Genomic DNA, 23,496 nt, shown 5'->3' on the forward strand with positions numbered 1-23,496 from the left:
CGTAACCGCACGCTCCGTGAGCAATCGCACCCTCCACACGGACGGGTTCCGCCAGTACAGTGCAGGCTGTGAACGCCACCGACCGAGCCGCCGAGGACGCCGCCGGAAGCACGGGCGCGGCCAGCGCCGGGAGCGCCAGCCGACCCGGCGCTGACGCCAGCGGGCCTATGCCGCTGGCCGCCGGAGACGCGGACCGGTCGCTCGCTCGACACTCTGACGCGATCGTCGCCAAGCGCCCTGGGGCCTCGGCCACCGACAGCGTTGCGCCAGCCCTTGTCGCGCGCGCTGACGCGATCGTCGCCGACCGCCTCCGTGCCGCCGCCGCCCGCGAGCCCCTGCCGGGCGAGGCGGCCGGGACGAGCGCCGCCGAACTCGCCGCGTCCCTCAGCGCCGGTTCACCGCACTCCGCACGGTTCACCGCCGAGATCGCCGCGGCCGTGCGCGGCACCGCCCTCGCCCTGCAAGCGGCGCAACCCCACCCCGCCGACCTCTGGGCGGCTGCCAGCGCGGCGCACCCGGACCCGTCGGTGTGGTTCGAGCAGGCGGTCCTGCTGGGGCATCCGACGCATCCGCTCGCGCGTTCGCGCGGCGAGCTGACCGATGACGAGATCCGCGCCTACGCGCCCGAGCATCGGCCGCGGTTCGACTTGCGGCTCTACCGGTTCGAAGGGCTCGACGAGCCGCCGATCTGGTTGAGCATCTGCGGTCGGACGGAGCAGCTGCCGGTCCACCCGTGGCAGGCGGCGCGCTACGGCCTGACTGCGGTGTCGCGGACCGTCTCGGATGCGGCGCCGCTGATGAGCCTGCGCACGGTCTCAGCAGGCGACCTCCACATCAAGACCGCCGTGGACCTGCAGTTGACCTCGGCGGTCCGGCACGTCTCCCCGGCGTCGGTGCACAACGGCCCGATGCTGTCGCGGTATCTGGTCGATCCGGCCGCCGCGCAGGGCATCACGTTGCTGAAAGAACGTGCGGCCATCGCCCGCGGTCCGGAAGGCGAGCCGCTGCCGCAGCTGGCCGCGATCGTCCGCCCTGCCCCGCACCTGTCCGGACACCCGCGCGCGGTCCCGCTCGCGGCCCTGGCCGAACCCGACCCGGCCACCGGTCGGCCGATCGCGGCCGCGCTCGCCGGGGACGACCTCGAAGCCTGGTGGGACGCTCTCGTGGCGGTGGCGCTCGCGCCGGTGCGGCTGTTCGAGGCGACCGGTGTCGCGCTCGAGGCGCACGGGCAGAACGCCCTCGCGTCCTTCACCGGCGACCGTCCGACCTCGCTGGTGTACCGCGACTACGGGGGTGTCCGCGTCCCCAGGACCGGCTGGCCCGTGCTCCAAGGCGACCTGCAGACCGACGATGCCGACGAGCGGCTGCGCAAACTCACCGCCGCGCTCTTCCCGACCACGCTGACCGCGCTCGTGGATGCGCTCGCGACCTGGACCGGCACCGATCCGGGACGGTGGTGGCGCACCGTCGACCGCGCTCTAGCCGACATCGGCGGCAAGGCCGCACAGGCGATGCGGACCGAGTCGTGGACTATGAAGGCCACCACCGCGATGCGTCTGGCCGAGCGGCCCACTGACGACATCTGGGTGCCGATCGAGAACCCTCTGGCGGCGGTGTGAACCTCGCCTCCCAGATCAAAGCGGCCGCCTGGCGCGAGAACCTGGGCGGCTTCCGCGACCGGCCCCTGCCTGAGGGCGCGCGTGAGCGGGCCTTCAACCAGCTCGACGTCGACGGGCCCGATGAGGACCCGGTCAAGACCCTCGAGGCGATCCTCGGCGGGGCCGTGCCCGAGCACCTCGCCGCCGAGCTCCACTCCGCACGCGAAGGCTTGGAGCACGCGCGGACCCGTGCGGAGCGGCGCGGCCGCCACCTCGCCGCTCTGGCGGCGCGGGCCGGGGCCGGGAGTCTCGCCGAGCTCGTCGCCTCGTGCGGGCGCGACGTCCACACCGTCGGGCGGCTGCTCGAGACCCTCGCCACCGAAGGGCATCAGCTGCATCCGTGCGCGCGCACCCGCCTCGGCTGGGACCGGGCCGACCGGGAGCGGTACGACCTGGAGGCGACCCGGCCGATCCGGGTCCGGCTCGTCGCCGACCGCGCCGGGGTCCTTGAATACTCCGGCGAGGACTTCCGCGACCAACCGATGCTGCGCGGCCTCGACCTGCCCGACCCGGTGCTCCCGGTGCACCCGTGGCAGCTGGAGCACCGGATCCTGCCGGGCCACCGGGACCTGTTCGACTCCGGGCGCTTGAAGGTCATGGACGAGTCGATCCCGGCCTGGCCGACCGCGGCGATCCGCACCCTCGCCGGACACGACGCGCCCGGGTTCTTCAAGCTGGCCTTGGGCATCCACATCACCTCGACGCGGCGCGACATCTCCCCCGCGACCGCGCTGCTGGGCCCGCGCCTGTCCGCGCTCATCGGCCACATCCACCGCGTCGGCGACAACGGGACCGAGTCGCAGCACCGCATCGCCATGGACGTCTCGGGGGCGTGGCTGCCCGGTTCGCGCGACCTCACCGCACTCGCCCGGGCGCCGCTCGCCCGCTACGAGCCGAAGGGGACCGTCTACGTCCCGGCGACGGCCCTCACCGCGACCTCACCGGTGACGGGCCTGAGCCTCGCCGCCGAATACGCGCGCTGGTCCGGCGACCCCGACGCGTGGATCCACCGCTACGCCAAGCTGTTCGCCGGTCCCGTCCTGCGCCTCGCCGAAGGCGGCATCGGTCTGGAGGCGCACCTGCAGAACAGCATCGTCGCGATGCGCGGCCCCGAACCGGTCTTCCCCGTCTCCCGCGACCTCGGCGGCGCCCGCATCCACCTGCCGACCCTCCCGTGGGAACTCGAACTGCCGCAAGGCAGCCCGGTGAACGCGACGAGCATGGACCAAGTGCGGGCGAAAGTCGCCTACACGTTGTTCCAGAACCACTTCGCGGCCCTGGTCGCCGTCCTCGAACGCGACCTGGGACTGGACGGGGCGGCGTTCTGGGCGGACCTGGCCGACGAGCTCGGCGATCGCCTCTCCCAGGCCGAACGCGCCGCTTACCTCGCATCCGAGCAGCCCACGAAAGCGCTGCTGACCATGCGCCTGCACCCAGGCGAGGAGATCGAGACCCTCGTGGACAACCCGCTCGCGAACGCCCGCGTGCACCAGCACCCCACCCTCGACCGGCACGTCCGCGCACTGCGATCCCCCGCCAGCGCCTGGATCTACGACCCCGCCGGGGTCACCGCGTTCCTGGAATCCCTGCGAGAGCACCTCAGCGGGCACACGGTGCTGTACGCGATGAAGGCGTGCGCGAACCCGGCGGTGCTGGCCGCGGCCGTGCGGGCCGCGCACGGCGTCGAGTGCGCCTCCGGCGGCGAACTGGCCGCGGCGCAGGCGGCGGGGGCGGCGCGGCTGGCGTTCTCGGGTCCGGCGAAGACCCCGGACGATCTGGCCGCGGCGGCGGCGTGCGGCGTGCCGCTGTGGATGCACGCCGAGAGCGTGCGCGAGCTCGACGGGCTGGCGGCGGCCGGGTTCACCGGTCCGGTCGCGTTGCGCGTCAACCGGGGCCGGGCCCTGCCGGGGACGCATCAGATGACGGGCGTGCCGACCCCGTTCGGCATCGACGAGGCGCAGGTCCCGGCGGCGATCGACCGGGCCCTGGGTCTGGGCCTGGACCTGGTCGGGTTCCATCTGCACGCGGTCTCGAACTGCCTTGAGGCCGAGGCGTACGCGCATCATGTGCGCGACTCGCTCGGGTGGTCGCATGCGGCGGCGCGGGGGCGGTTCGCGCTGCGGTACGTGAACGTGGGCGGCGGGCTCGGGTCCGATCCGCGCGGGGCGCGGATCGACGTGGCCGCGCTGGCGGCGGGCCTGCGGGGTCTCGATGCGGGCGGGGCGGAGCTGGTGTTCGAGCCGGGCCGGTATGCGGCGGCACCGGCGGGCTGGTACGTGGCCGAGGTGTTGGATCTGAAGACCGTTGGGGGCCAGGCGTTCGCGGTGGTGCGCGGGGGGACGCACCATTTCCGGCTGCCGGCGGCGTGGGGGTACTCGCATCCGTTCGCGGTGGTGCCGGGGCCGCGCCGGGGCGAGGTGTGGTCGGACGTGGAGGTGCGGGTGTGCGGGGAGCTGTGCACGCCGCGGGACGTGCTGCACGGCGGCCAGCGCGTGTCGTCGCTTGCCGTCGGGGATCGGCTGGTGTTCGCCAATGCCGGTGCGTACGGGTGGGAGATCTCGCATGACCGGTTCCTGGGGCATCCGGGCCCGGAGCAGGTCGTCATCGGCTGATCGGCGGATCCGCGCGCCGGTGCGGTGCGTCTACGATGAAGGGCCCGAAGCCGACGCGCCGCCCAGTGCCTTCCGCGGCGCGCGCACAGCCTCGATCCCTCATTGAGGAGTCCGCATGCCCAATCGGCGCCATGCCCGACGGACGCACCGCGATGCCGCGAAGTTGGCGGCCGCGGGCAACCATCAAGGCGCCCTTGCCGTCTACGCCCATGCCGAGGGCGAGTTCCGCGGCTGCCTCGCGGTCCACCCGGAGGATCGGGCCACGCGGAGCGACTTCGCGGAGCTCCTGGCGGATCTGGCGGCGTCGCACGCGGCCGTCGGCGAGGTCGGCGAGGCGTATGCGGCGCAGCGGGAGCGGGTCGCGATCACGGCGAGTCTGCAAGCGGGGCCGGTGGAGTGGGCGGCGGCGCGCCTGGATCTGGCCGAGGCCGCGGTCGGTGCGGGGCGGCTGCTGACGGCGGCGACGGAGGCGGACGCGGCTCTGGGGCTGCTCGAGGAGGTGGATCCGGCGGATCCGTCGAGTCCGGGTTTCACGACGCTGGCGGACGCTATCGCGCGGGCGGCGCGGGTGTACGCCCGCGCGGCGGACCCGGATCTGGCGGTCGGCGCGGCGGATCAGGCGGCCCGGATGCTCATCGCGGCCCGCGAGGCCGCCCCTGGCGGGTTCGGTGCCGACGGCATCGGGCTGGACGGCACCGCCGGGTTGCTGCGCGACAGTCTGCGCCTGGCGGCCGCGCTGCATGCGGGTGCGGGCCGTGCGGGGCATGCGCGGGGCGCGGCCGATCTGCTCACGCGGCATTTCCCGGGGGTCTCGCCGCCGTCGGCGCCGATCCCGTTGACGTTGCGGGCGGCGTTGGAGACGGCGATGCGCATGGGCGCGTTCTTCGATCCGGGCCTGATCGAGCGGTTGTGCCCGGATCCTGCCGGGCGCGGTGCGCCGGTGACGGTGAGCGCACGGTGCGATCCGGGGCTCGCGGCCGTCGCGCTCCACACCGTCGAGCCGGCGGTGGAGGGGCTGGCGCCGACCCATCCGAACCTGGCGTGGCGCATCGCCACCGAGGTCCATTATCTGCTGACCGCGGCCGACCGGGTCGGCGAGCGGAACCTGCATTTGAACTTCCGCGATCACGGCCCGGCGTGGCTGGCGATGCTCATGGCGCTGACGGCGACCGGCAAGCAGGGCCCGATCCTCCAGGACCTCGCGGCCGCGCTCGCGGAGCTGCGCGAGCGGCTGCGGACGAGGCATGCGGCGGCCGACCACGAGCCGCTCGTCGTGGCGGCGAACCGTTTCATCGCCATGCACGGGGACCGGGTGCGCTGAGCGCTGCACCGCGCGGGGCGGTTCAGCGGTCGGCGCCGAACCAGCCGGGAATGTCGAGCCGGAAGACCTCGCCGGGGGCGAGGGTGCGCAGGTCGGCTTGGAGGGCGGCGAGGCGTTCGGGGCCGATGGTCTGGGCCCATCGGGCTTGGATCGCGTCGAAGCTGCGGGCGGAGACGGCGAGCATGTCGACGCCTTTGGCGGTGAGGCGCACGAGTTTGCGGCGGGCGTCGCCCGGGTCGGCGGCGCGCTCGACGTAGCCCTGCTGCTCGAGGCCGGCGATGGTCTTGCCGGCGGCCTGCTTGCTGATGCCGAGGCGCTTGCCGAGTTCGACGGCGGTCGTGCCGCTTGTGCCGATGGCCTGGAAGACGAAGCCGTGCATGGGTTTGACGTCGGGGTGGCCGTGGCGGGCGAGGTCGGCGTGGGCGGCGTCGATGATGGCGCGGAACGCGGCGAAGAGCTGCAGCGGGAGTTCGTAGCCGGGGGTCGGCTCAACCATGATCGACAACCTGGTTTACTATATGGGTAACCATGTTGTCCATCTTAGGAGACGCCCCCTTGCGTATCGTCCGCAGCACCGAATCCCGCCGCTCCGAGACTCCCGCGGCGGTCATGACCACCTTCGCCTCCCCCGACCTCGGCGGCGCCGCCGCGCCGCTGTGGAAGGTCGAGGCCGCCGCCGAGACCGCCGGTCCCGTGCACCACATCGACGCCGAGCAGGTCTGGGTGGTCCTCACCGGCGACGTCGCCGTCACGGTCGACGGCGCCTACGCCGATCTGGCGGCGGGCGACACGATCGTGATCGCCGCCGACGCGGCACGCCAGTTCGCCCCGGGGCCCGACGGCTTCACCGCGATCTGCACCGGCCCGGCCGGGATGCGGGCCTACATGCCCGGCAAGGAAGACGCGAAGATGACCCCGCCCTGGACGGCCTGAGCCGTGGCGGCGCCGGTCCCGGACATCGAGCGGCCCCGGCCGGGACGCGAGGTCCCGGCCGGGGCCGCTCTGGCGTGCGCATGCGCCTGTGGCGTCAGTTCGACAGCCCCAGCTGGCGCATGAACTCCGATTCGTCGAAGTACAGGTGGTGCTCGGTGATCTTGCCGTTCTCCACCGTCGCGATGTCGCACGAGCGGAGTTTGACCTTCTTGCCGGTCGCCGGCAGCGTCTCGCCTGACGGCATCGTCAGCTCCCCGGTATGGGTGCCGATGAAGTACCCCTCGTCGACCGCCCTGCCGTTGGATTCGAGTTTGGCGATCGACTCGTAGTGGCTGTCGGGAAAACCGTCGATGAACTGGTGCCAGTACTCGGCGATCTTCATGCGCCCCTTGACCGGCCCCGCATCGGGCGTCATCACCACGGCGTTGTCGGCGTACAGGCTGACCGCCTTGTCGACATCGTGCATCTCGACTGCCGTATCGGTGAGTTTGTCCAACACGTCTCTCGCTTGGCCCATGGCCCTCACCTCCTCGACCATGAGTATTCTTCGCTACTCGCGAGTCGGTGGGTCCTTCCGGAAAATCTCAACTCACGGCCCTGATCAGGTACTATGCGCGGCTTGCGCGGCGCTTCGCGAAGTCGCGGAGCGCTCGAAGGAAGTCGATCTGCCGGAAGCCGGGCCAGTAGACGTCGCAGAAGGAGAGTTCGGCGCTCGCGGACTGCCACAGCAGGAAGCTCGAGAGGCGCCGCTCGCCGCTGGTGCGGATGATGAGGTCGGCTTCGGGCAGGTCCGGTGTGTACCGGTGCGCACCGATGTCGGCGGCGGTGAGGCGCGCGGCGAGTTCGGCGATCGTGGTGCCTTGGGCCGCTTCGGCATCGAGCAGGGAGCGGACGGCGTCGACGATCTCGTCCTGTCCGTTGTAGCCGATGGCTACCGTGAGGTGGCCGCAGGTGCGGTCGGCGGTGGCCTCGCATGCGGTCTTGAGGGCGTGGGCGGTGGAGTCGGGCAGGTCGTCGAGATGCCCGGCGATGTGGAGGCGCCACTGGTTGCCGGGGCGCAGGAGGCGTTCGGCGACGATCTCCTCGATCATGGCCATGAGGTGGGCGACCTCGCCGCTGTCGCGTTTGCGGAGGTTGTCGGTGGGGGCGACGTAGACGGTGACGTGGGCGATGCCGATCGCCGCGCACCAGTCGAGGAGGTCGTCGAGGTGCTCGGCGCCGTAGCGGTGGCCGATGCCGGGGTCGTCGAAGCCCTGCTGCCGGGCCCAGCGCCGGTTCCCGTCCATGGCGACGGCGACATGCCGGGGCAGGAGCTCACGGTTCAGGTTGCGGCGCAAGCGCCTCGCATACCAGCGGTACAGGATTCGAGGTGCGCGCATGCCGAACAGCCTAGCGGGTGGAGGGTGCGGGGGGGGGCCCGCCCCGCGCCCCCCCCCCGGGGGGGGGGGGGGGGGGGGGGCCCCCCCCGCCCCCCCCCCGCTGCGGTCAGAGGCTGGCTTCGGCGTAGGCGTCCATGGCCGCTCGCATGTAGGCGGCGAAGCCGTCGCCGACCTGCTCGTAGGTGTCCTTGAAGCGGGGTTCGTCGGTGTAGAGCGCGCCGAGTCCGCGGTAGGCCTCGGCGGTGGGCTGGTCGCCCCAGTGCTTGGCGATGAGCCGGTAGTGGTCGACGACGACCTCCTGCACGTCGGGGTCGTCGGCGGCCTTGCCCGCCTGGCGGAGTGCGCTGAGTCGGGCATTGATGTCGTTGAACGCCTCGGGGATCGCGCGGCGCTCTTCGGGGGTGAGGTCCTGGAGGGTCTCCCAGGCGCGTTCGACGACGGCCTGGCCCCAGCGGCGGCGGGCCTCGTCGCGGTAGTGGGCTTCGGTGGCGGGGTCGAGTCCGCCGAACCAGGTTTCCGGTGCCATGGGCTGGCCTCCTTCGAGTTGTCGGATGGTCGCCTCGACGGTGGCCGCGAGGCGGTCGAGGCGGGTGCGTTCGGTGTCGATCTCGGCGGCGTGGCGTTTGAGGGCGTCGACCGGGTCGAGGTCGCCTTGGAGGATCTCGGCGACGACGTCGAGGCGCAGGCCGAGCCGTTTGAGCAGGAGGATCTGCTGCAGGCGCAGCAGTTCGGGCCTGCCGTAGCGGCGCAGGCCGCCGTGGCCGTGGGAGGCCGGTTCGAGGAGCCCGATGGCGTCGTAGTGGCGCAGGGTGCGCGCCGAGACCCCGGCCAGGCGGGCGACCTCGGCGGTCGTCCAGACGTCCATTGATGCGCTCCTTCGTTCGTCATGCGGTTACGACGGTATTGGCTGACGTAGCGTCAGCCGCAAGGATCGCGAAAAGAGACACGGGTCACGGTCAAGCGCCGCGACCTCGCCGGGCCCGGGTCGTTGTTTACATGGGGCGGCATCACCTACTCACGTGGGGCGTACATCCCCCTGGGGTCTCCCCGCTCACGCGGGGCAGGAGAAACGAGAAGCCCCCCGGCGAACGCCGGGGGGCTTCTTTCACGTCCTCGCTAGGCGGCGCGGATGGCGGCCTTGCGGAAGTCGCGGTTGAGCTTGCCGATGACGTCGAGCCCGATCTCCTTGGGGCACGCGGCGGCGCATTCGCCGGTGTTGGTGCACCCGCCGAAGCCGGCCTCGTCGTGGGCGGCGACCATGCCGAGCACGCGCGTGGCCCGCTCGGGCTGGCCCTGCGGCATGAGGCCCAGGTGGGTGACCTTGGCGCCCATGAAGAGCATGCCCGAGCCGTTGGGGCAGGCGGCGACGCAGGCGCCGCAGCCGATGCACGCGGCAGCGCTGAAGGCGGCGTCGGCGTCCTGCTTGGGGATCGGCACCGCGTGGGCGTCCGGGGCGGTCCCGGTCGGCGCGGAGATGTACCCGCCGGCCTGGATGATCCGGTCGAACGCGGAGCGGTCGACGACGAGGTCCTTGATGACCGGGAACGCGCCCGCCCGCCACGGCTCGATGTCGATCGAGTCGCCGTCCTTGAACTTGCGCATGTGCAGCTGGCAGGTGGTGGTGGCGGCTTGCGGGCCGTGCGGCTGGCCGTCGATCACGAGCGAGCAGGCGCCGCAGATGCCTTCGCGGCAGTCGTGGTCGAACGCGACCGGGTCCTCGCCCTCGCCGATGAGACGCTCGTTGAGCACGTCGAGCATCTCCAGGAACGAGGCGTCCTCGGAGACCTCGTCGATCTCGTAGGACACCATCTTGCCCTCGGCCTGGGCGTCGCTCTGGCGCCAGATTCGCAGAGACAGCTTCACTTGTAGCTCCGTTGGGTGGGCTTGACGTATTCGAACTCGAGGGCTTCCTTGTGGAGGACGGGCGCGTCCTCCCCGAACTCCCAGGCCGCGACGTACGAGAAGTGCTCGTCGTCGCGCTTGGCCTCGCCGTCCTCGGTCTGGGACTCGGCGCGGAAGTGCCCGCCGCAGGACTCGGTGCGGTGGAGGGCGTCGATGCACATGAGCTCGCCGAGTTCGAGGAAGTCGGCGACGCGGCCGGCCTTCTCGAGCTCCTGGTTGAGCTGCTCGTTCTTGCCGGTGACCTTGACGCGCCGGTAGAACTCGTCCTTGAGGCCGCGGATGAGGCCGATGGCCTTGCGCAGGCCCTCGTCGGTGCGCTCCATGCCGCAGTACTCCCACATGATCTTGCCGAGTTCGCGGTGGAAGGAGTCGACGGTGCGGTCGCCGTCGTTGTTCAGGAAGAAGTTGATGCGGTCGTCGACGGCCTGGCGGGCGGCGACGACGTCCTCGTGGGACTCGTCGAGGGCGTCGAAGGGCCCGTCAGCGAGGTAGTCCGAGATCGTGTTGGGCAGGACGAAGTAGCCGTCGGAGAGGCCCTGCATGAGCGCCGAGGCGCCCAGTCGGTTGGCGCCGTGGTCGGAGAAGTTCGCCTCGCCGGCCACGAACAGGCCCGGGATGTTGGAGGAGAGGTCGTAGTCGACCCAGAGGCCGCCCATCGTGTAGTGCACGGCCGGGTAGATGCGCATGGGGCGCTCGTACGGGTTCTCGCCGGTGATCCGCTCGTACATGTCGAAGAGGTTGCCGTACTTGGCTTCCACGGCCTTCTTGCCGAGGCGGTCGATCGCGGCGGCGAAGTCGAGGTAGACGCCGAGCCCGCCGGGGCCGACCCCGTGGCCTTCGTCGCACACGACCTTCGCGGCGCGCGAGGCGATGTCGCGGGGCACGAGGTTGCCGAAGGCCGGGTAGCGGCGTTCGAGGTAGTAGTCGCGCTCGTCCTCGGGGATGTCCGCGGGGTGGCGGTCGTCGCCCTTCTGCTTGGGCACCCAGACGCGGCCGTCGTTGCGCAGCGACTCGGACATGAGCGTGAGCTTCGACTGGTGCTCGCCCGACTGCGGGATGCAGGTCGGGTGGATCTGCGTGTAGCAGGGGTTGGCGAAGTAGGCGCCCTTGCGGTGCGCGCGCCAGCCGGCGGTGACGTTGCAGCCCATGGCGTTCGTCGACAGGAAGTACACGTTGCCGTACCCGCCGGTGGCGAGGACGACGGCGTCGGCGAGTTCGGTGGAGATCTCGCCGGTCACCAGGTCGCGGACGACGATGCCGCGGGCCTTGCCCTCGACGATGACGAGTTCGAGCATCTCGTGGCGGGTGTGCAGGTCGACGGTGCCGGCCGCGACCTGGCGCTGCAGGGCCTGGTAGGCGCCCAGGAGCAGCTGCTGGCCGGTCTGGCCGCGGGCGTAGAAGGTGCGCGAGACCTGCGCGCCGCCGAAGGAGCGGTTGTCGAGCAGGCCGCCGTATTCGCGGGCGAAGGGGACGCCCTGGGCGACGCACTGGTCGATGATCTCGGTCGAGACCTCGGCGAGGCGGTGCACGTTCGACTCGCGGGAGCGGAAGTCGCCGCCCTTGACGGTGTCGTAGAAGAGGCGGTGGACGCTGTCGCCGTCGTTGCGGTAGTTCTTGGCGGCGTTGATGCCGCCCTGCGCGGCGATCGAGTGCGCGCGCCTCGAGGAGTCCTGGAAGCAGTAGTTGGCGACCCGGTAGCCGAGTTCGCCGAGGGTCGCGGCGGCGGAGGCGCCGGCGAGGCCGGTGCCGACGACGATGACGCGCAGCTTGCGGCGGTTGGCCGGGTTGACCAGCCGCCCGGAGAAGCGGCGCTGCTCCCAGCGTTCGCTGATGGGCCCGGCGGGGGCCTTGGTGTCCGCGACGGGTTCGCCCTCGCGGTAGAAGTCAGTGCTCATATCACTTCACCAGTCCGAACGTGACCGACAGGGGGACGATGGCGAACCCCAGGACGATGATGAGGGCGACGGCCAGGGCGGTCGCCTGCGTGCGCTTGCGCCACTTCGTGGTCGGGCCCGCGATGGTCTGCACGGCCGACCAGATGCCGTGGCGCAGGTGGAAGCCGAGGGCGGTGAGGGCGAGGAGGTAGAACACGGTGACCGGCCAGCGCTCGGGGCTGAAGGTGGCGACGACGGCGCCGTAGGCGTCGGGGACTTCCTTGACCGGATTGACCGTGCGCCAGGTCAGGTCGAGCAGGTGCCAGACCACGAAGAGGAAGATGACGATGCCGCCCCAGCGCATGACGCCGTAGGCGCCCCGGCTTTCGCCGCGGTTCTTGTGGCGGTGCGCGTACCGGACCGGGCGGGCGTGGTGGGCGCGCCGGGAGAGGACGAGGCCCGACCAGATGTGGACGGCGATGGAGGCGATGAGGCCGATGCGCAGGATCCACAGGATGCTCTCGTGGGGCAGCAGCGGCTCCCCGAGGGTGCGCAGACCGTGCGCGTAGTCGTTCATCGACTCGCGGCCTTCGAAGATGTGGAGGTTCCCGGCCATGTGGGCGATGATGAACAGGATCATCAGGATGCCGGAGACGGCCATGGCGATCTTGAGGCCGATGTTGGAACGCCAGGGCGCCAGGGGCGCCTTGGGGCGTTTGTCCGGCCTCGCGGCGGGGCGGTGTTGCAGATCCGTAGACACGTCCAGAGGCTAGACGCGATGGGGGTCACGGGTCCAATTCATGGCGTGGCGGTCTTTCATGCCGTTAGGTTATGAAGATGCGCCCGCAGCAACTCCAGGCCTTTCTCGCTGTCGCACAAACCCGGCATTTCACCCATGCAGCCGAAGAACTCGGTGTGACACAACCGTCATTGAGCAAGCAGATCCAAGCGCTCGAATCCGAGCTCGGCGCGGAGCTGTTCACGCGTGCGCGGGGCCGGATCGAGTTGACCGACGCGGGGCAGACGCTGCTGCCGCACGCGCGCCGGATCACCGCGGCGGTGACGGCCGCCCGTTCCGACATCGACGACGTGCTCGCCGTCAGGGCCGGTCACCTGCGCTTGGGCGCGACCCCGTCGCTGTGCTCGTGGCTGATCGCGCCGCTGCTGACGCGGTACTTGGAGGCGCACCCGGGCGTGACGGTGACGCTGACCGAGGACGGGTCGGGGCCGCTGACCGACCGGCTCACCGCCGGGGACCTCGACCTGGCGTTCACGGTGGGCGACATGGCCGAAGACGCCGGGCTGAGTGTGCAGCCGCTGTTGTCGGAGGCGCTCGTGGTCGCTTCGGCGGCGCACCTGCCGCCGCTGACGCGGCAGGGCTTCATCGGTCTGCCGCAGCTGCGGGAGCAGGCGTTCGTGCTGCCCGCGCACGGCTACGACCTGCGGGACCTGACGATCGCGACGTGCGAGGGCGCGGGGTTCACGCCCCGGACGGGCGTCGACGGCGGCGCGACGGACGCGGTCGCGTCCCTGGTCGAGGCCGGGCTGGGGATCGCGCTCCTGCCGGCGATGATCGCGGCGGGCCGCCCGGGCCTGCGGGCGACGCCGCTGGCGCCGCCGGGGGCGAGCCGCACGATCGCCCTCGCCGCGCGGCGGGAGGCGCCGCTGACGAAGGCGGCCGGGGCGTTCGCGGCGACGCTGGAGGCGCATCTGACGGACCTGCACGCCTGGGGGCGGCTGCCGCAGGGCATGCAGGCCCTCTGAATTCCTCGACGGCGCCCATTCCTCGACGGTGCTCATCCACGGGTCGCGAGCAGTCTCGGCGGCGCTTGCGAACCGTCAATCAGCGGCGCCGAGGCTGCGGTCGAACATGGCGGCGATCTGGCGGGCCGAGGGCGTGCCGGCGTCGGGGTCGGCTCCGGCTTCGAGGAGGGCGGCGACGGCTTCGCGGTAGTCCTTGAAGACCGCTCCGGCGAGCGGGGACTGGTCGCGGTCGTTGCGTCGATCCACATCGGCCCCGGCTTTGACGAGGGCGCGGACGGTGTCGGCGTGGCCGTGGTAGGCGGCCAGCATCAGCAGGGAGTCGCCCGAGCCGTTCACCAGGTCGACCGGGAGGCCGGTGTCGACGAAGCGGAGCAGCCGCTCGGTCTCGCCGCCCCGGGCCAGGTCGAAGGCGGCTTCGGCTATGTCGTTGAAATCCTCGTCATCGCTCACGTCCCACAGCTTTTCACACCCGTCCCGGTGACGTACGGGTTCGTGCGGGGCCTCCGCAATGGACCGCTCCCAGTGGAGTTCACCCTCGCAGGTGTCGGATCGGGTATTGACACGGCTGCGCGGGGGTGGGAAAGATTGAATGCGGGCCCCGCGGCCGCGTCGCTGACACGTCTAGATGCCGCGCCGCCCGACAACGGTGGGACACAAACGGTGAGGACTCGGGCATGAGCGAGCCGAAAATCCTAGGGCAGTTCCAATTGGAACATCGCACTATCCAAGTGAGCGGCGACGACGGCAATGCCGGTACCGTGTGGCTGCGCCGCGTCCACCCCGATCCGCCGATGGCGCTCGGCTGCGTGGTCGAGCTCGACTCCTCGACGCCCCGGCTGCGCCTCTACCGGGCCGAGTGGCCCGATGCGCTGCGCGAGCAGGCGAAGGAGCAGACCCTGGCGATCTGGCGGTCGGCCCGGCCGTGACTCAGCGCAGGACCGCGGCGACGCCCGCGGCCTTCGCTTCAGCTTCGGCCACTTCGGCTTCGGGGTCGGAGCGCCAGGTGATGCCGCCGCCCGACCAGATGTGGGCGTGCTCGGCGTCGAGGGCGACGGTGCGGATCGTGACGCCCAGGCGCGTCTCGTGGCCGGTGAGGAACCCGAAGGCGCCCATGGCGGGCCCGCGGCCGACCGGTTCGATCCCGCCGACGAGGTCGAGGACGGCGAGTTTCGGTGCTCCGGTGACCGACCCGGGCGGGCACATCGCCCGCAGCAGGTCGGCGAAGCCGGTGCCGGGGGCGAGGTCGGCGGTGACGGTGGACTCGGCCTGCCACAGATCGGCCCAGCGGCCGATGTGGAAGAGGTCCTTGACCTCCACGGTGCCGGGGGCGGCGACCTGGGCGAGGTCGTTGCGTTCGAGGTCGACGATCATGACGTGCTCGGCGCGTTCCTTCACCGAGGCGAGCAGCGCCGCCCGTCCGTCCTCTGTGGCCGGTGCGGTGCCTTTGATCGGATGCGTCGCCGCCGCCGACCGGTCGGCGGTGAGGAAGCATTCGGGCGAACCGGAGGCGACGAGCCAGTCGTCGCCGGCGAGCACCCCGCCCCACGACGCCCCAGCCACTGTGGACGCCGCACGGGCGATGGCGGCGGGATCGCCCGACCAGCGGGCGCGCCGGTGGCCGACGACATTGGCCACGTACACGTCCCCCCGGCCGATCGCCTCCTGCACCGCGCTGACCGCCGCGGCGTGGTCCGCGCCGGACCACGAGGCCTCCCAAGGGCCGACCGTGAACGGCCCCGGCGGCGCCGCCTCGCGCGCCGGACCGTGGACGTAGGCGACCAGCGCCAGGTCCGGCACCGCGGGGACGGGACTGGGGGCGCCGATCGCGCCGCCGACCATGACCGCCCCGGCGGCGGCCGAGACGAGCACCGCGACACCGCAGACCGCGCCGTCCGCGCTCGCGTGCCCGCCCGCGTCGCCCTCGGCGAGGTGGCGGGCGCGGAAGTCGGCCGCGAGCGCGGCCGGGTCGCCGCCGTCGCCGATCCGCCACTCGAGCCGGTCGACCTCCACGAGCCGGTCCCGGCACGCCGCGGGCACGCCCGGCGGGGCGGGGCGGACGGCGCGGAAGTTCGGCATGCCTCAAGTATCGCCGGGCCCGGGCCCCGCGGCCCGAGCCGTGTGGCTCACCTCACCGGCCTCAACTGCCGATGGCGTCGAGGACCCCGCCCTCGGCCGGCGCCTGGACGAACGAACCGCCCGTGGCCGTGGCCAGGGTCGTCAGGTTCGCCGGATCGGTCTCCCCGAACCCGACCGTGTACACCTTCGTGCTCGCCGCCAGCTGCGCGGCGGTGTCGTCGGCGGTCCCCTCGCTCACTTCGTCCTTGCTCGCGTTCGTGAAGACCACGATGACGCTCACCGCGCCGTCGGCGGCCTGCCCGTCCATGAACGCGCTGGCCGCGATGAGGGTGTCGTAGAGGGGCGAGCCGCCCTCATAGGAGTTCTCGGAGACGGCGTACAGGTCGGTCTCGAGGGTGTCGCGGCCGTCGTCGGTGAGCTCGGTCAGGCCGGTGACCTCCCGGTAGGGCTGCTCCTCCCCCGCGCCGACCCCGTACTCCCACACCCCGACCTGGTAGGTCGACTCCATGTCCCGCACCGTGGCGATGGCCGCCTGCACGGCCGCGTCCCCGGCGGTGAGGTCCTGACCGCCGTACGAGACCGATTCGGTGTCGGTGGAGGAGGACCGGTCGACCAGGAACAGCACGCGCAGGGTCTCGCGGCCGACCTGCCAGGCCTCCACAGCCTCGCCCACGGTCTCCGGGGTGGTCTGGGCCAGCGCGGCCTCGGGGTCGTCCACGGCCGGGAACTCGGGGTCTTCGAACTCGCCGGCGTCGACCTTGCCTTTGAGGAAGTCCCCGAACTGCTCGGCGATCGCGGCGTCGGACTCGGAGACCCAGCCGCCGCTGAGCACGAGGTAGGTCGCGACGGCGCCGACGCCGGAGCCGTCCGGGATGACGGGCACGAGCGGGTCGGGGGGCGCGTTCTCGGCGTTGAAGTCCTCGACCTGGTAGTCCAGGGCGGTGATCGCCCGGGTGGGGTCGGGGGCCTCGGCGTAGGCGTCGAGGGAGTCGTCCGCGTTGGCGGCGAGCGAGCCGGTGCCGGTCGCGCCCTTCCAGGCGGTCATGGCGTCGGCGGAGAACCCGCCCGAGCCGTCCCCGGCGGCGTTGAGCATCGCGACGAGGCCTTCGGTGGAGGTCCGGGGGTTGGCGGCCGCGAGGGTGATCGTCCCGTTCTGCGCTTGGGTGAGCACGTCCGCCCAGGTGGGCGGTTCGCCGCCGACCCAGCCGAGCTCGGTGGCCTTCGAGTTCGGTACGGCCAGCACGGAGGAGGCCTGGCCGAGCACGAGCGGTTCGCCGGCGACGAACGCGGCGGTGGTCTCGCTCGCGGCGAGTTTCGACACCCACGCCTGCGAGTCGGGGACCCACGCGATCGGCCGCGGCCCGAATGTCTTCTCGTCCCAGTTGCCGCTGAACTCGCTGGAGGCGTCCGCGGCCGACACTTCGCGGATCTCGGCGCCGATGCACTGCCCGGTGGAGGCCTCGGGCCCGGTCGCCTCCCACTCGTGCGCGGCGTCGGCGATGCTCCCGGCGATGCTCGGCGCGGCCGCGATCGCCACCCGGTACATCGGCCCCGAGCAACCCGACCGCATCAAAGCCACAAAGCCCCAGGTCAAACCTGCCGCGACCAGCACGCACACGAGAGTGATCACGATCCAGGGGGCCACCACCATGCGGTTGCCGCCCTTCTTGCGTCGCCGCCCGAGCCGGTGCGACCTCACCTTGTGCGTGGTACCGAAAACCATCAGCTTCACTCCTGGGGGGAATCGTCGGCGCCCAGTGTAAAGCCCCAGCCTCAGGCCCCGCCCACTGTGGTGAGCGGGGCCCGCGTTCGGCTACTCCCCGAAGGCCTCGATCGGCGGGCACGTGCACGCCAGGTTGCGGTCCCCCCACGCATTGTCGATCCGGCCGACCGGCGGCCAGTACTTGGAGGCCGAGACGCCGGCGGGCCAGGCCGCCTCGGTCCGCGAATAGGCCCGGTCCCACGCCTCGCCGGTGACGACGGCGGCGGTGTGCGGGGCGGCGCGCAGCGCCGAGTCCTCCACCGCGACCGCACCGGAGGCGACCGCGTCGATCTCGGCGCGGATGGCGATCATCGCCTCGCAGAACCGGTCGAGTTCGGCCAGGTCCTCCGATTCGGTCGGCTCGACCATGAGCGTCCCGGCGACCGGGAACGACATGGTCGGCGCGTGGAACCCGTAGTCGATGAGCCGCTTCGCCACGTCCTCCACCGTCACCCCGGAGTCCTTCGACAGGTCCCGCAGGTCGAGGATGCACTCGTGCGCGACGAGCCCGTGCTTGCCGGTGTACAGCACCGGGTAGTGCTCCCGCAGCCGCGCGGCCACGTAGTTCGCCGCCAGCACCGCCGCGGCGGTCGCGGCGGTGACGCCCTCGGCGCCCATCATCCGCAGGTACATCCACGGGATCTGCAGGATCCCCGCCGAACCCCACCGCGCCTGCGACACGGGCCCGACCGGACCCGCGGTCTCGGCCATCGGATCGGAGGGCAGGAACGGCACGAGGTGCTCGGCGACGGCGACCGGCCCGACGCCGGGCCCGCCGCCGCCGTGGGGGATGCAGAACGTCTTGTGCAGGTTCAGGTGCGACACGTCGGCCCCGAACCGGCCCGGCTGGGCCCAGCCCAGGAGCGCGTTCAGGTTCGCGCCGTCGACGTAGACCTGCCCGCCCGCGTCGTGGACCTTGGCGCACACCTCGACGATGGTCTCCTCGTAGACGCCGTGCGTGGACGGGTAGGTGACCATGAGCGCGGCGAGCCTGTCGGCGTGTTGGCCGAGTTTCGCCTCGAGGTCGGCCAGGTCGACGTTCCCGGCGTCGTCGCAGGCGACGACGACCACGCGCATGCCGGCGAGGACGGCGGAGGCGGCGTTGGTGCCGTGGGCGCTGGCGGGGATGAGGCAGAGGTCGCGGTCGGCGTCGCCGCGGGCGTGGTGCCAGGCGCGGATGGCGAGGAGTCCGGCGAGTTCGCCCTGGGATCCGGCGTTGGGTTGGACGGAGACGGCGGCGTAGCCGCAGACTTCGGCGAGCCAGGTTTCGAGCTGGTCGACGAGGTGCTGCCAGCCGCGGGTCTGGTCGGCGGGGGCGAGGGGGTGGACGTCGGCGAATTCGGGCCAGGTGATGGGTTCCATTTCGGCGGCGGCGTTGAGTTTCATGGTGCAGGAGCCGAGGGGGATCATGCCGCGGTCGAGGCCGTAGTCCTTGTCGGCGAGGCGTTTGAGGTAGCGCATCATGGCGGTCTCGGAGTGGTGGGCGGTGAAGACGGGGTGGGTGAGGTAGGTGCTTTCGCGGCGCAGCTGGACGGGGATGCGGTCGGCGACGGGTTCGTGGAGGTGGGCGCCGAAGGCGTCGCAGACGATGCGGAGGTCGCTGTCGGTGGTGGTCTCGTCGCAGGTGGCGGCGACGGTGTCGGCGTCGACGCGGCGGAGGTTGAGGCCGCCGGCGGCGGCGGTGGCGATGATCTCGTCGGCGCGGCCGGGGACGGCGGCGGTGACGGTGTCGAAGAGCGCGGCGGTGGTGAGGTCGATGCCGGCGCTCTGGAGTGAGGCGGCCAGTCGCGCGGCTTGCGCGGCGGTGTGCTCGGCGATGGCTTTGAGGCCCTGGGGGCCGTGCCAGAGGGCGTAGGACGCGGCGATGACGGCCGGGAGGACCTGGGCGGTGCAGATGTTGCTGGTGGCCTTCTCGCGGCGGATGTGCTGTTCGCGTGCTTGGAGGGCGAGGCGGAGGGCGGGGGCGCCGGCGCTGTCGCGGGAGACGCCGACGAGGCGGCCGGGCAGTTGGCGCTGGAGGGTGTCGCGGACGGCCATGTAGCCGGCGTGGGGGCCGCCGAAGCCCATGGGCATGCCGAAGCGCTGGGTGGTGCCGACGGCGATGTCGGCGCCGAATTCGCCGGGCGCGGCGAGGAGGGTGAGGGCGAGGAGGTCGGCGGCGACGGCGACGGTGGCGCCGTGCTCGTGCGCGGCCTCGACGGTGGGGGTCCAGTCGGTGACCGTGCCGTCGGCGCCGGGGTATTGGAGGAGGAGGCCGAAGGCGCCCTCGGGGATCGCGGCGGGGTCGGTGAGGTCGGCGACGGCGAGGTCGATGCCGAGGGGTTCGGCGCGGGTCTGGAGGACGGCGAGGGTCTGCGGGAGGACGCGGTGGTCGACGGCGAAGACGTTCCCTGCGGTCTTCTTGGCGGCGCGCCGGGCGAGGAGCATGGCTTCGGCGGCGGCGGTGGCTTCGTCGAGGAGGCTGGCGCCGGCGGTGTCGAGGCCGGTGAGGTCGGTGATCATGGTCTGGAAGTTGAGGAGGGCCTCGAGGCGGCCTTGGGAGATCTCGGCCTGGTAGGGCGTGTACGCGGTGTACCAGGAGGGGTTCTCGAGGACGTTGCGGCGGATGACGGCGGGGGTGTGGGTGCCGTGGTAGCCGAGGCCGATCATGGAGCGGTGGGGGCGGTTCTGGGCGGCGAGGGCGGCGAGTTCGGCCTGGGCCTGGGTCTCCGCGATCGCGGCGGGCAGGGCGAGGCCGTCCGAGGATCGGATGAGGGCGGGCATGCAGGCGTCCATGAGGGCGTCGAGGCTGGGCTGCCCGACGGCTTTGAGCATGGCGTCCTGGTCGGCGCTGCTGGTGCCGATGTGGCGGTCGGCGAAGGTGCGCTCGGTCATGGGGAGACTCCGGTGACAGGTCGACGGCGGTTGCGGTCCCCTCGTCTGTCACCAGCGCCTTGCTGGCTTCAGAGCGGCCAATTCCGGGCGGTCCTGGTACCTGAGAGTTTGAAGCGAGGGACTTGCCCCTTCGGTGCCGTGGAGCGCATGTGGCCCACGATCTCTCCCGCCCGGTTTTCCGGCTCTGCGGCCATGGTAGGTCAGGAAGCGGTCCGTCGGCGACCGGGCACGGTCCCGGTGTGGTGCCCTTGGGTCTGCTCGGGCGGGTGGAGGCGGGTCGGGGTCGTGACGGGGGCCTCGCCTGGGAGGGTGGCGAGGCGGCCCATGACTTCGGTGACGGTGGTGCGCACGGCGATGCCGAAGACGCCTTGGCCGCCGCGGAGGAGGTCGATGACCTCGCCGGCGGAGCGGCATTCGTAGACGGTGGAGCCGTCGGACATGAGGGTGATCTCGGCGAGGTCTTTCACGCCTCTGGAGCGGAGGGCTCCGACGGCTTTGCGGATGTTCTGGAGGGAGACGCCGGCGTCGAGGAGGCGTTTGATGACTTTGAGGACGATGATGTCGCGGAAGGAGTAGAGGCGGTTGGATCCCGACCCGGAGGCGCGGCGGATGGAGGGTTCGACGAGTCCGGTGCGGGCCCAGTAGTCGAGTTGGCGGTAGGAGATGCCGACGACGCGGCAGGCGGCGGTGCCGCGCCATCCGCGGATCTGGCTGGGGGGGACGGCGGGCCGGCCTGCGGGTTCACTGTGGGCGTCCATGGCTTTCCTCCCCTTTGACGGTGTCGAAGGTGAGCGTAAGCTTCCGGACCCTCCACCATGGGCTGAACCAGAGAAAAGCTCGAACAGCTGGTCGGGGTGTTACTGGCTCTCGCCGAAGTCCTCAGGCGTGACGTCTTCGAGGAACTCGCGGAACTTCTCCACCTCGTCCTCCTGGGTGTCGGGGAGGACCACCCCGGCTTCGTCGAGGACGGCGTCGGCGCACCAGATCGGGGCCTCGGCCCGCAGTGCGAGCGCGATCGCGTCGGAGGATCGGGAGGAGACGCGGGTGCGCCCGTCGAGCACGAGCTCGGCGAAGTAGACCGTGTCGCGCAGTTCGGTGATCTCGACCGAGGTGAGGGTGACGTCGAGCGCGTCGAGCACGTCCCGCATGAGGTCGTGGGTGAGCGGACGGGAGAGCTGCACGTCCTGCTGCTGGTAGGCGATCGCGGCGGCCTCGACGGTCCCGATCCAGATCGGCAGGTACCGGTGGCCTTCGGTCTCCTTGAGCAGGACCACCGGCTGGTTGCTCGGGAGTTCCACCCGGACCCCGACCACGGTCATCATCCGCACCGGTCCGCCTCCAACGGGTCGCCTGTTCCTGGAACGGACCCGCACCGGGTTGGCCCCGGGCGGGTCCTCGAGACTCTCAGCCTACTCGCGGTCGGCGTCCGCGGGGCGGTCGCCGGGGGTCCGAGCGGGCGCGGTCAGGCCGCGTTGAGTTTGGGGCCGCTGACGAACACGAGGCGGAACTTGCCGATCTGGACCTCGTCGCCGTTGCCCAGGCCCGCGGTCTCCACCCGCTCGCGGTTCACGTACGTGCCGTTGAGGCTGCCCACGTCGCGGACGGTGAATCCGGCCGCGTCGCGATGAAATTCGGCGTGTCGCCGCGAGACGGTCACGTCATCGAGGAAGATGTCGGAATCGGGGTGCCGCCCGGAGGTGGTCACCTCCTGGTTGAGCAGGAAGCGCGCGCCCGCGTTCGGCCCGCGGCGGACGAGCAGCAGTGCGGTCCCCGCGGGAAGCGAGCTCGCCAGGTTCGCGGCGTTCGTCTCCGCGTCGACCTCGCCGCTCTCCTGGAGAGCGGACAGGTTCATCGTGGCCGTCACATCCGGCGGAGGGAACTCGTCATTCGAACGCGTCATGGATTGCCACCTTCTACAAGTCTGGACCCTCTGGTCACTCCGTAAGCTTCGCATACGCACCGGCGTCGAGCAAAGCAGTGAGCGAGCCGGCATCCTCGACTTCGATGTCGAACATCCAGCCCGCCGCATAGGGGTCGCTGTTCACCAATTCCGGGGATTCCGACAATTCGTCATTGCACGAAAGAATCTTACCGGTCAACGGAGCGTACACGTCGGAGACGCTCTTGGTCGACTCGACTTCGCCGACCACCGCTCCCGCCCGAACCTCGGTGCCTGCCTCCGGGAGCTGGACGAATACGACATCGCCGAGCGCGTTCTGAGCGAAGTCGGTGATGCCGATGCGGACGATGTTCGCGCCCCGCTCCTCGACCCACTCGTGCTCCGCGGTGTAACGCAGTTGCTCCGGAATCACCTGGCGCTCCCCTCTTGGAAACCCCGCCGCGCGGCGGGTCGGACGATCATGACCGTATCGCCCGGGCCCGGGCCGCCTGCGGCGGGGCCGCGGCTCGTGATCATCGGCGCGCGGCCCTACGCGGGCACGCTCGGCTGCGGGCGGGGCGCGCGCATCACACGAGCGGCCTGCCTCAGGTAGACCACCGCCGCGAGCCAGTACAGGCCCAGACCCCACCACGCCAGGGCCCACCCCAGCGGAGTCGCCCACGCGTCCGCATCGGCCACCAGACCGGCGATGACGAGCACCGGGAACGACATGAACACCATCGCCGTCGCGCACTTGCCGAGGAAATGCACCTGCGGCGGCGCGTACCCGTGCCAGCGCAGCACGACCACCATCGACACCATGACCGCGTCCCGCAGCAGCACCACGGCCGCGAACAGCCATGGCAGCAGACCCAGGAACGTGAGCATGAGCAGCGAGGAGAGGATGTAGAGCCGGTCGACGAACGGGTCGAGCAGCCGCCCGAGCTTCGAGACCTGGCCCAGGCGCCGGGCCAGCTGCCCGTCGACCCAGTCGGTGCCGCCGCCGACGGCGAGGATGATCGCGGCCTGCCAGTAGTACTGGGTGGCCAGCAGGAGGTAGCACACCAGCGGGATGCCGAGGAGGCGCACGGCCGTGACCAGGTTGGGCCATGTCCACACGCCCCAACCGGGGAGCGGCGCTGCTGCTGGTTTGCTCAAGGCGGTCCTCTCGGCGGGGCCCGTGTCGCCGCGCGACTGCGGTCGCGGCGACGCGTGTCCTGGGTCGGTCTCCTCTCGCCGGCCGGTGCGGCGGGCGGTTCCGAATACTCTGCCAGTCCGGTTCGGTGGGTGTATCTGGATTCTAACCGGAGGCTCCGACACGCGTACCGCCGAATTTGCGCCCCGCCGCAAGGGCCGCCCGGCGCATTCGACCGAGGCCGCCCGAGCTGGCACCCCGAATCGTGCCTCCATTGAGGACTCCACCGGTGCCGGGGGCACCCGGAAAACGTGACAGGAAACAACC

General features: G+C 71.7%; 22 protein-coding genes and 1 riboswitch. Of the genes, 6 read left to right on the top strand and 16 right to left on the bottom strand.

What is annotated here, in order from left to right; translation table 11 throughout:
• Positions 1-68 precede the first annotated feature (68 nt).
• From O1R50_RS11100 to O1R50_RS11110, 3 genes are all read left to right on the top strand, one after another.
• A complete protein-coding gene (locus O1R50_RS11100) occupies positions 69-1,619 on the top strand; it encodes an IucA/IucC family protein (protein WP_270110090.1) in 1,551 nt (516 codons plus the stop codon).
• On the top strand, positions 1,616-4,270 hold the full coding sequence (locus O1R50_RS11105) for an IucA/IucC family protein (RefSeq protein WP_270110091.1): 2,655 nt from the start codon (positions 1,616-1,618) through the stop codon (positions 4,268-4,270). The genes O1R50_RS11100 and O1R50_RS11105 overlap by 4 nt, the downstream gene beginning before the upstream one ends.
• A gap of 115 nt (positions 4,271-4,385) precedes the next feature.
• Complete coding sequence (locus O1R50_RS11110; RefSeq protein WP_270110092.1) at positions 4,386-5,591, top strand: hypothetical protein; 1,206 nt, start codon at positions 4,386-4,388, stop codon at positions 5,589-5,591.
• A gap of 22 nt (positions 5,592-5,613) precedes the next feature.
• Here O1R50_RS11110 and O1R50_RS11115 read toward each other — a convergent pair whose 3' ends face one another.
• On the bottom strand, positions 5,614-6,087 hold the full coding sequence (locus O1R50_RS11115; RefSeq protein ID WP_270110093.1) for a MarR family winged helix-turn-helix transcriptional regulator: 474 nt from the start codon (positions 6,085-6,087) through the stop codon (positions 5,614-5,616).
• A gap of 59 nt (positions 6,088-6,146) precedes the next feature.
• Here O1R50_RS11115 and O1R50_RS11120 point away from each other — a divergent pair, with 59 nt between their 5' ends.
• Positions 6,147-6,524, top strand: a complete 378-nt coding sequence (locus O1R50_RS11120; protein ID WP_270110094.1) for a cupin domain-containing protein — start codon at positions 6,147-6,149, stop codon at positions 6,522-6,524.
• Positions 6,525-6,618: 94 nt separating this feature from the next.
• Here O1R50_RS11120 and O1R50_RS11125 read toward each other — a convergent pair whose 3' ends face one another.
• The 6 genes from O1R50_RS11125 to O1R50_RS11150 form a co-directional block, all read right to left on the bottom strand.
• On the bottom strand, positions 6,619-7,041 hold the full coding sequence (locus O1R50_RS11125; protein ID WP_270110095.1) for an ester cyclase: 423 nt from the start codon (positions 7,039-7,041) through the stop codon (positions 6,619-6,621).
• A gap of 91 nt (positions 7,042-7,132) precedes the next feature.
• Positions 7,133-7,903 carry a polyprenyl diphosphate synthase gene (uppS, locus tag O1R50_RS11130; protein ID WP_270110096.1) on the bottom strand — a complete coding sequence of 257 codons (771 nt, stop codon included), beginning with the start codon at positions 7,901-7,903 and terminating at the stop codon, positions 7,133-7,135.
• A gap of 106 nt (positions 7,904-8,009) precedes the next feature.
• Positions 8,010-8,768 carry a MerR family transcriptional regulator gene (locus O1R50_RS11135; RefSeq protein WP_270110097.1) on the bottom strand — a complete coding sequence of 253 codons (759 nt, stop codon included), beginning with the start codon at positions 8,766-8,768 and terminating at the stop codon, positions 8,010-8,012.
• A gap of 251 nt (positions 8,769-9,019) precedes the next feature.
• Positions 9,020-9,766, bottom strand: a complete 747-nt coding sequence (locus O1R50_RS11140; protein ID WP_270110098.1) for a succinate dehydrogenase/fumarate reductase iron-sulfur subunit — start codon at positions 9,764-9,766, stop codon at positions 9,020-9,022.
• On the bottom strand, positions 9,763-11,700 hold the full coding sequence (locus O1R50_RS11145) for a fumarate reductase/succinate dehydrogenase flavoprotein subunit (RefSeq protein WP_270110099.1): 1,938 nt from the start codon (positions 11,698-11,700) through the stop codon (positions 9,763-9,765). The genes O1R50_RS11140 and O1R50_RS11145 overlap by 4 nt, the downstream gene beginning before the upstream one ends.
• Before the next feature lies 1 nt (position 11,701).
• Positions 11,702-12,379: a succinate dehydrogenase cytochrome b subunit gene (locus tag O1R50_RS11150; protein WP_408612674.1), complete on the bottom strand. Its 678-nt coding sequence runs from the start codon at positions 12,377-12,379 to the stop codon at positions 11,702-11,704.
• A 137-nt stretch (positions 12,380-12,516) separates the two neighbouring features.
• Here O1R50_RS11150 and O1R50_RS11155 point away from each other — a divergent pair, with 137 nt between their 5' ends.
• Complete coding sequence (locus tag O1R50_RS11155) at positions 12,517-13,443, top strand: LysR family transcriptional regulator (protein WP_270110102.1); 927 nt, start codon at positions 12,517-12,519, stop codon at positions 13,441-13,443.
• Positions 13,444-13,518: 75 nt separating this feature from the next.
• On the opposite strand, the gene O1R50_RS11160 is transcribed toward O1R50_RS11155, so the two are convergent.
• A complete protein-coding gene (locus O1R50_RS11160) occupies positions 13,519-13,893 on the bottom strand; it encodes an ankyrin repeat domain-containing protein (RefSeq protein WP_270110103.1) in 375 nt (124 codons plus the stop codon).
• A 224-nt stretch (positions 13,894-14,117) separates the two neighbouring features.
• Between O1R50_RS11160 and O1R50_RS11165 the strand changes: the two genes are divergently transcribed.
• On the top strand, positions 14,118-14,369 hold the full coding sequence (locus tag O1R50_RS11165; protein WP_270110104.1) for a hypothetical protein: 252 nt from the start codon (positions 14,118-14,120) through the stop codon (positions 14,367-14,369).
• 1 nt (position 14,370) lies between these two features.
• Here O1R50_RS11165 and O1R50_RS11170 read toward each other — a convergent pair whose 3' ends face one another.
• The 8 genes from O1R50_RS11170 to O1R50_RS11205 form a co-directional block, all read right to left on the bottom strand.
• Positions 14,371-15,519 (bottom strand): chorismate-binding protein, encoded by a 1,149-nt coding sequence (locus O1R50_RS11170; RefSeq protein WP_270110105.1) that lies wholly within the window; start codon positions 15,517-15,519, stop codon positions 14,371-14,373.
• Between the two features lie 61 nt (positions 15,520-15,580).
• Entirely contained in the window at positions 15,581-17,242 is a 1,662-nt protein-coding gene (locus O1R50_RS11175; RefSeq protein WP_270110106.1) for a vWA domain-containing protein, read from the bottom strand.
• Positions 17,243-17,332: 90 nt separating this feature from the next.
• Positions 17,333-20,155 (bottom strand): aminomethyl-transferring glycine dehydrogenase, encoded by a 2,823-nt coding sequence (gene gcvP / locus O1R50_RS11180; protein ID WP_270110107.1) that lies wholly within the window; start codon positions 20,153-20,155, stop codon positions 17,333-17,335.
• A gap of 78 nt (positions 20,156-20,233) precedes the next feature.
• Positions 20,234-20,334, bottom strand: a riboswitch (glycine riboswitch).
• Between the two features lie 21 nt (positions 20,335-20,355).
• Entirely contained in the window at positions 20,356-20,913 is a 558-nt protein-coding gene (locus tag O1R50_RS11185) for a MerR family transcriptional regulator (protein WP_333490258.1), read from the bottom strand.
• A gap of 99 nt (positions 20,914-21,012) precedes the next feature.
• The gene (locus O1R50_RS11190) at positions 21,013-21,483 is read right to left on the bottom strand and encodes a bifunctional nuclease family protein (RefSeq protein WP_333490259.1); all 471 of its coding nucleotides are present in this window, start codon (positions 21,481-21,483) and stop codon (positions 21,013-21,015) included.
• Positions 21,484-21,617: 134 nt separating this feature from the next.
• On the bottom strand, positions 21,618-22,055 hold the full coding sequence (locus tag O1R50_RS11195) for an FHA domain-containing protein (protein ID WP_270110108.1): 438 nt from the start codon (positions 22,053-22,055) through the stop codon (positions 21,618-21,620).
• Positions 22,056-22,089: 34 nt separating this feature from the next.
• Positions 22,090-22,467: a glycine cleavage system protein GcvH gene (gcvH, locus tag O1R50_RS11200; RefSeq protein WP_270110109.1), complete on the bottom strand. Its 378-nt coding sequence runs from the start codon at positions 22,465-22,467 to the stop codon at positions 22,090-22,092.
• A gap of 116 nt (positions 22,468-22,583) precedes the next feature.
• Positions 22,584-23,192, bottom strand: a complete 609-nt coding sequence (locus O1R50_RS11205) for a CDP-alcohol phosphatidyltransferase family protein (RefSeq protein WP_270110110.1) — start codon at positions 23,190-23,192, stop codon at positions 22,584-22,586.
• Positions 23,193-23,496 lie beyond the last annotated feature (304 nt).

It is taken from the genome of Glycomyces luteolus (assembly GCF_027622875.1).
Taxonomy (GTDB): domain Bacteria; phylum Actinomycetota; class Actinomycetes; order Mycobacteriales; family Micromonosporaceae; genus Glycomyces; species Glycomyces luteolus.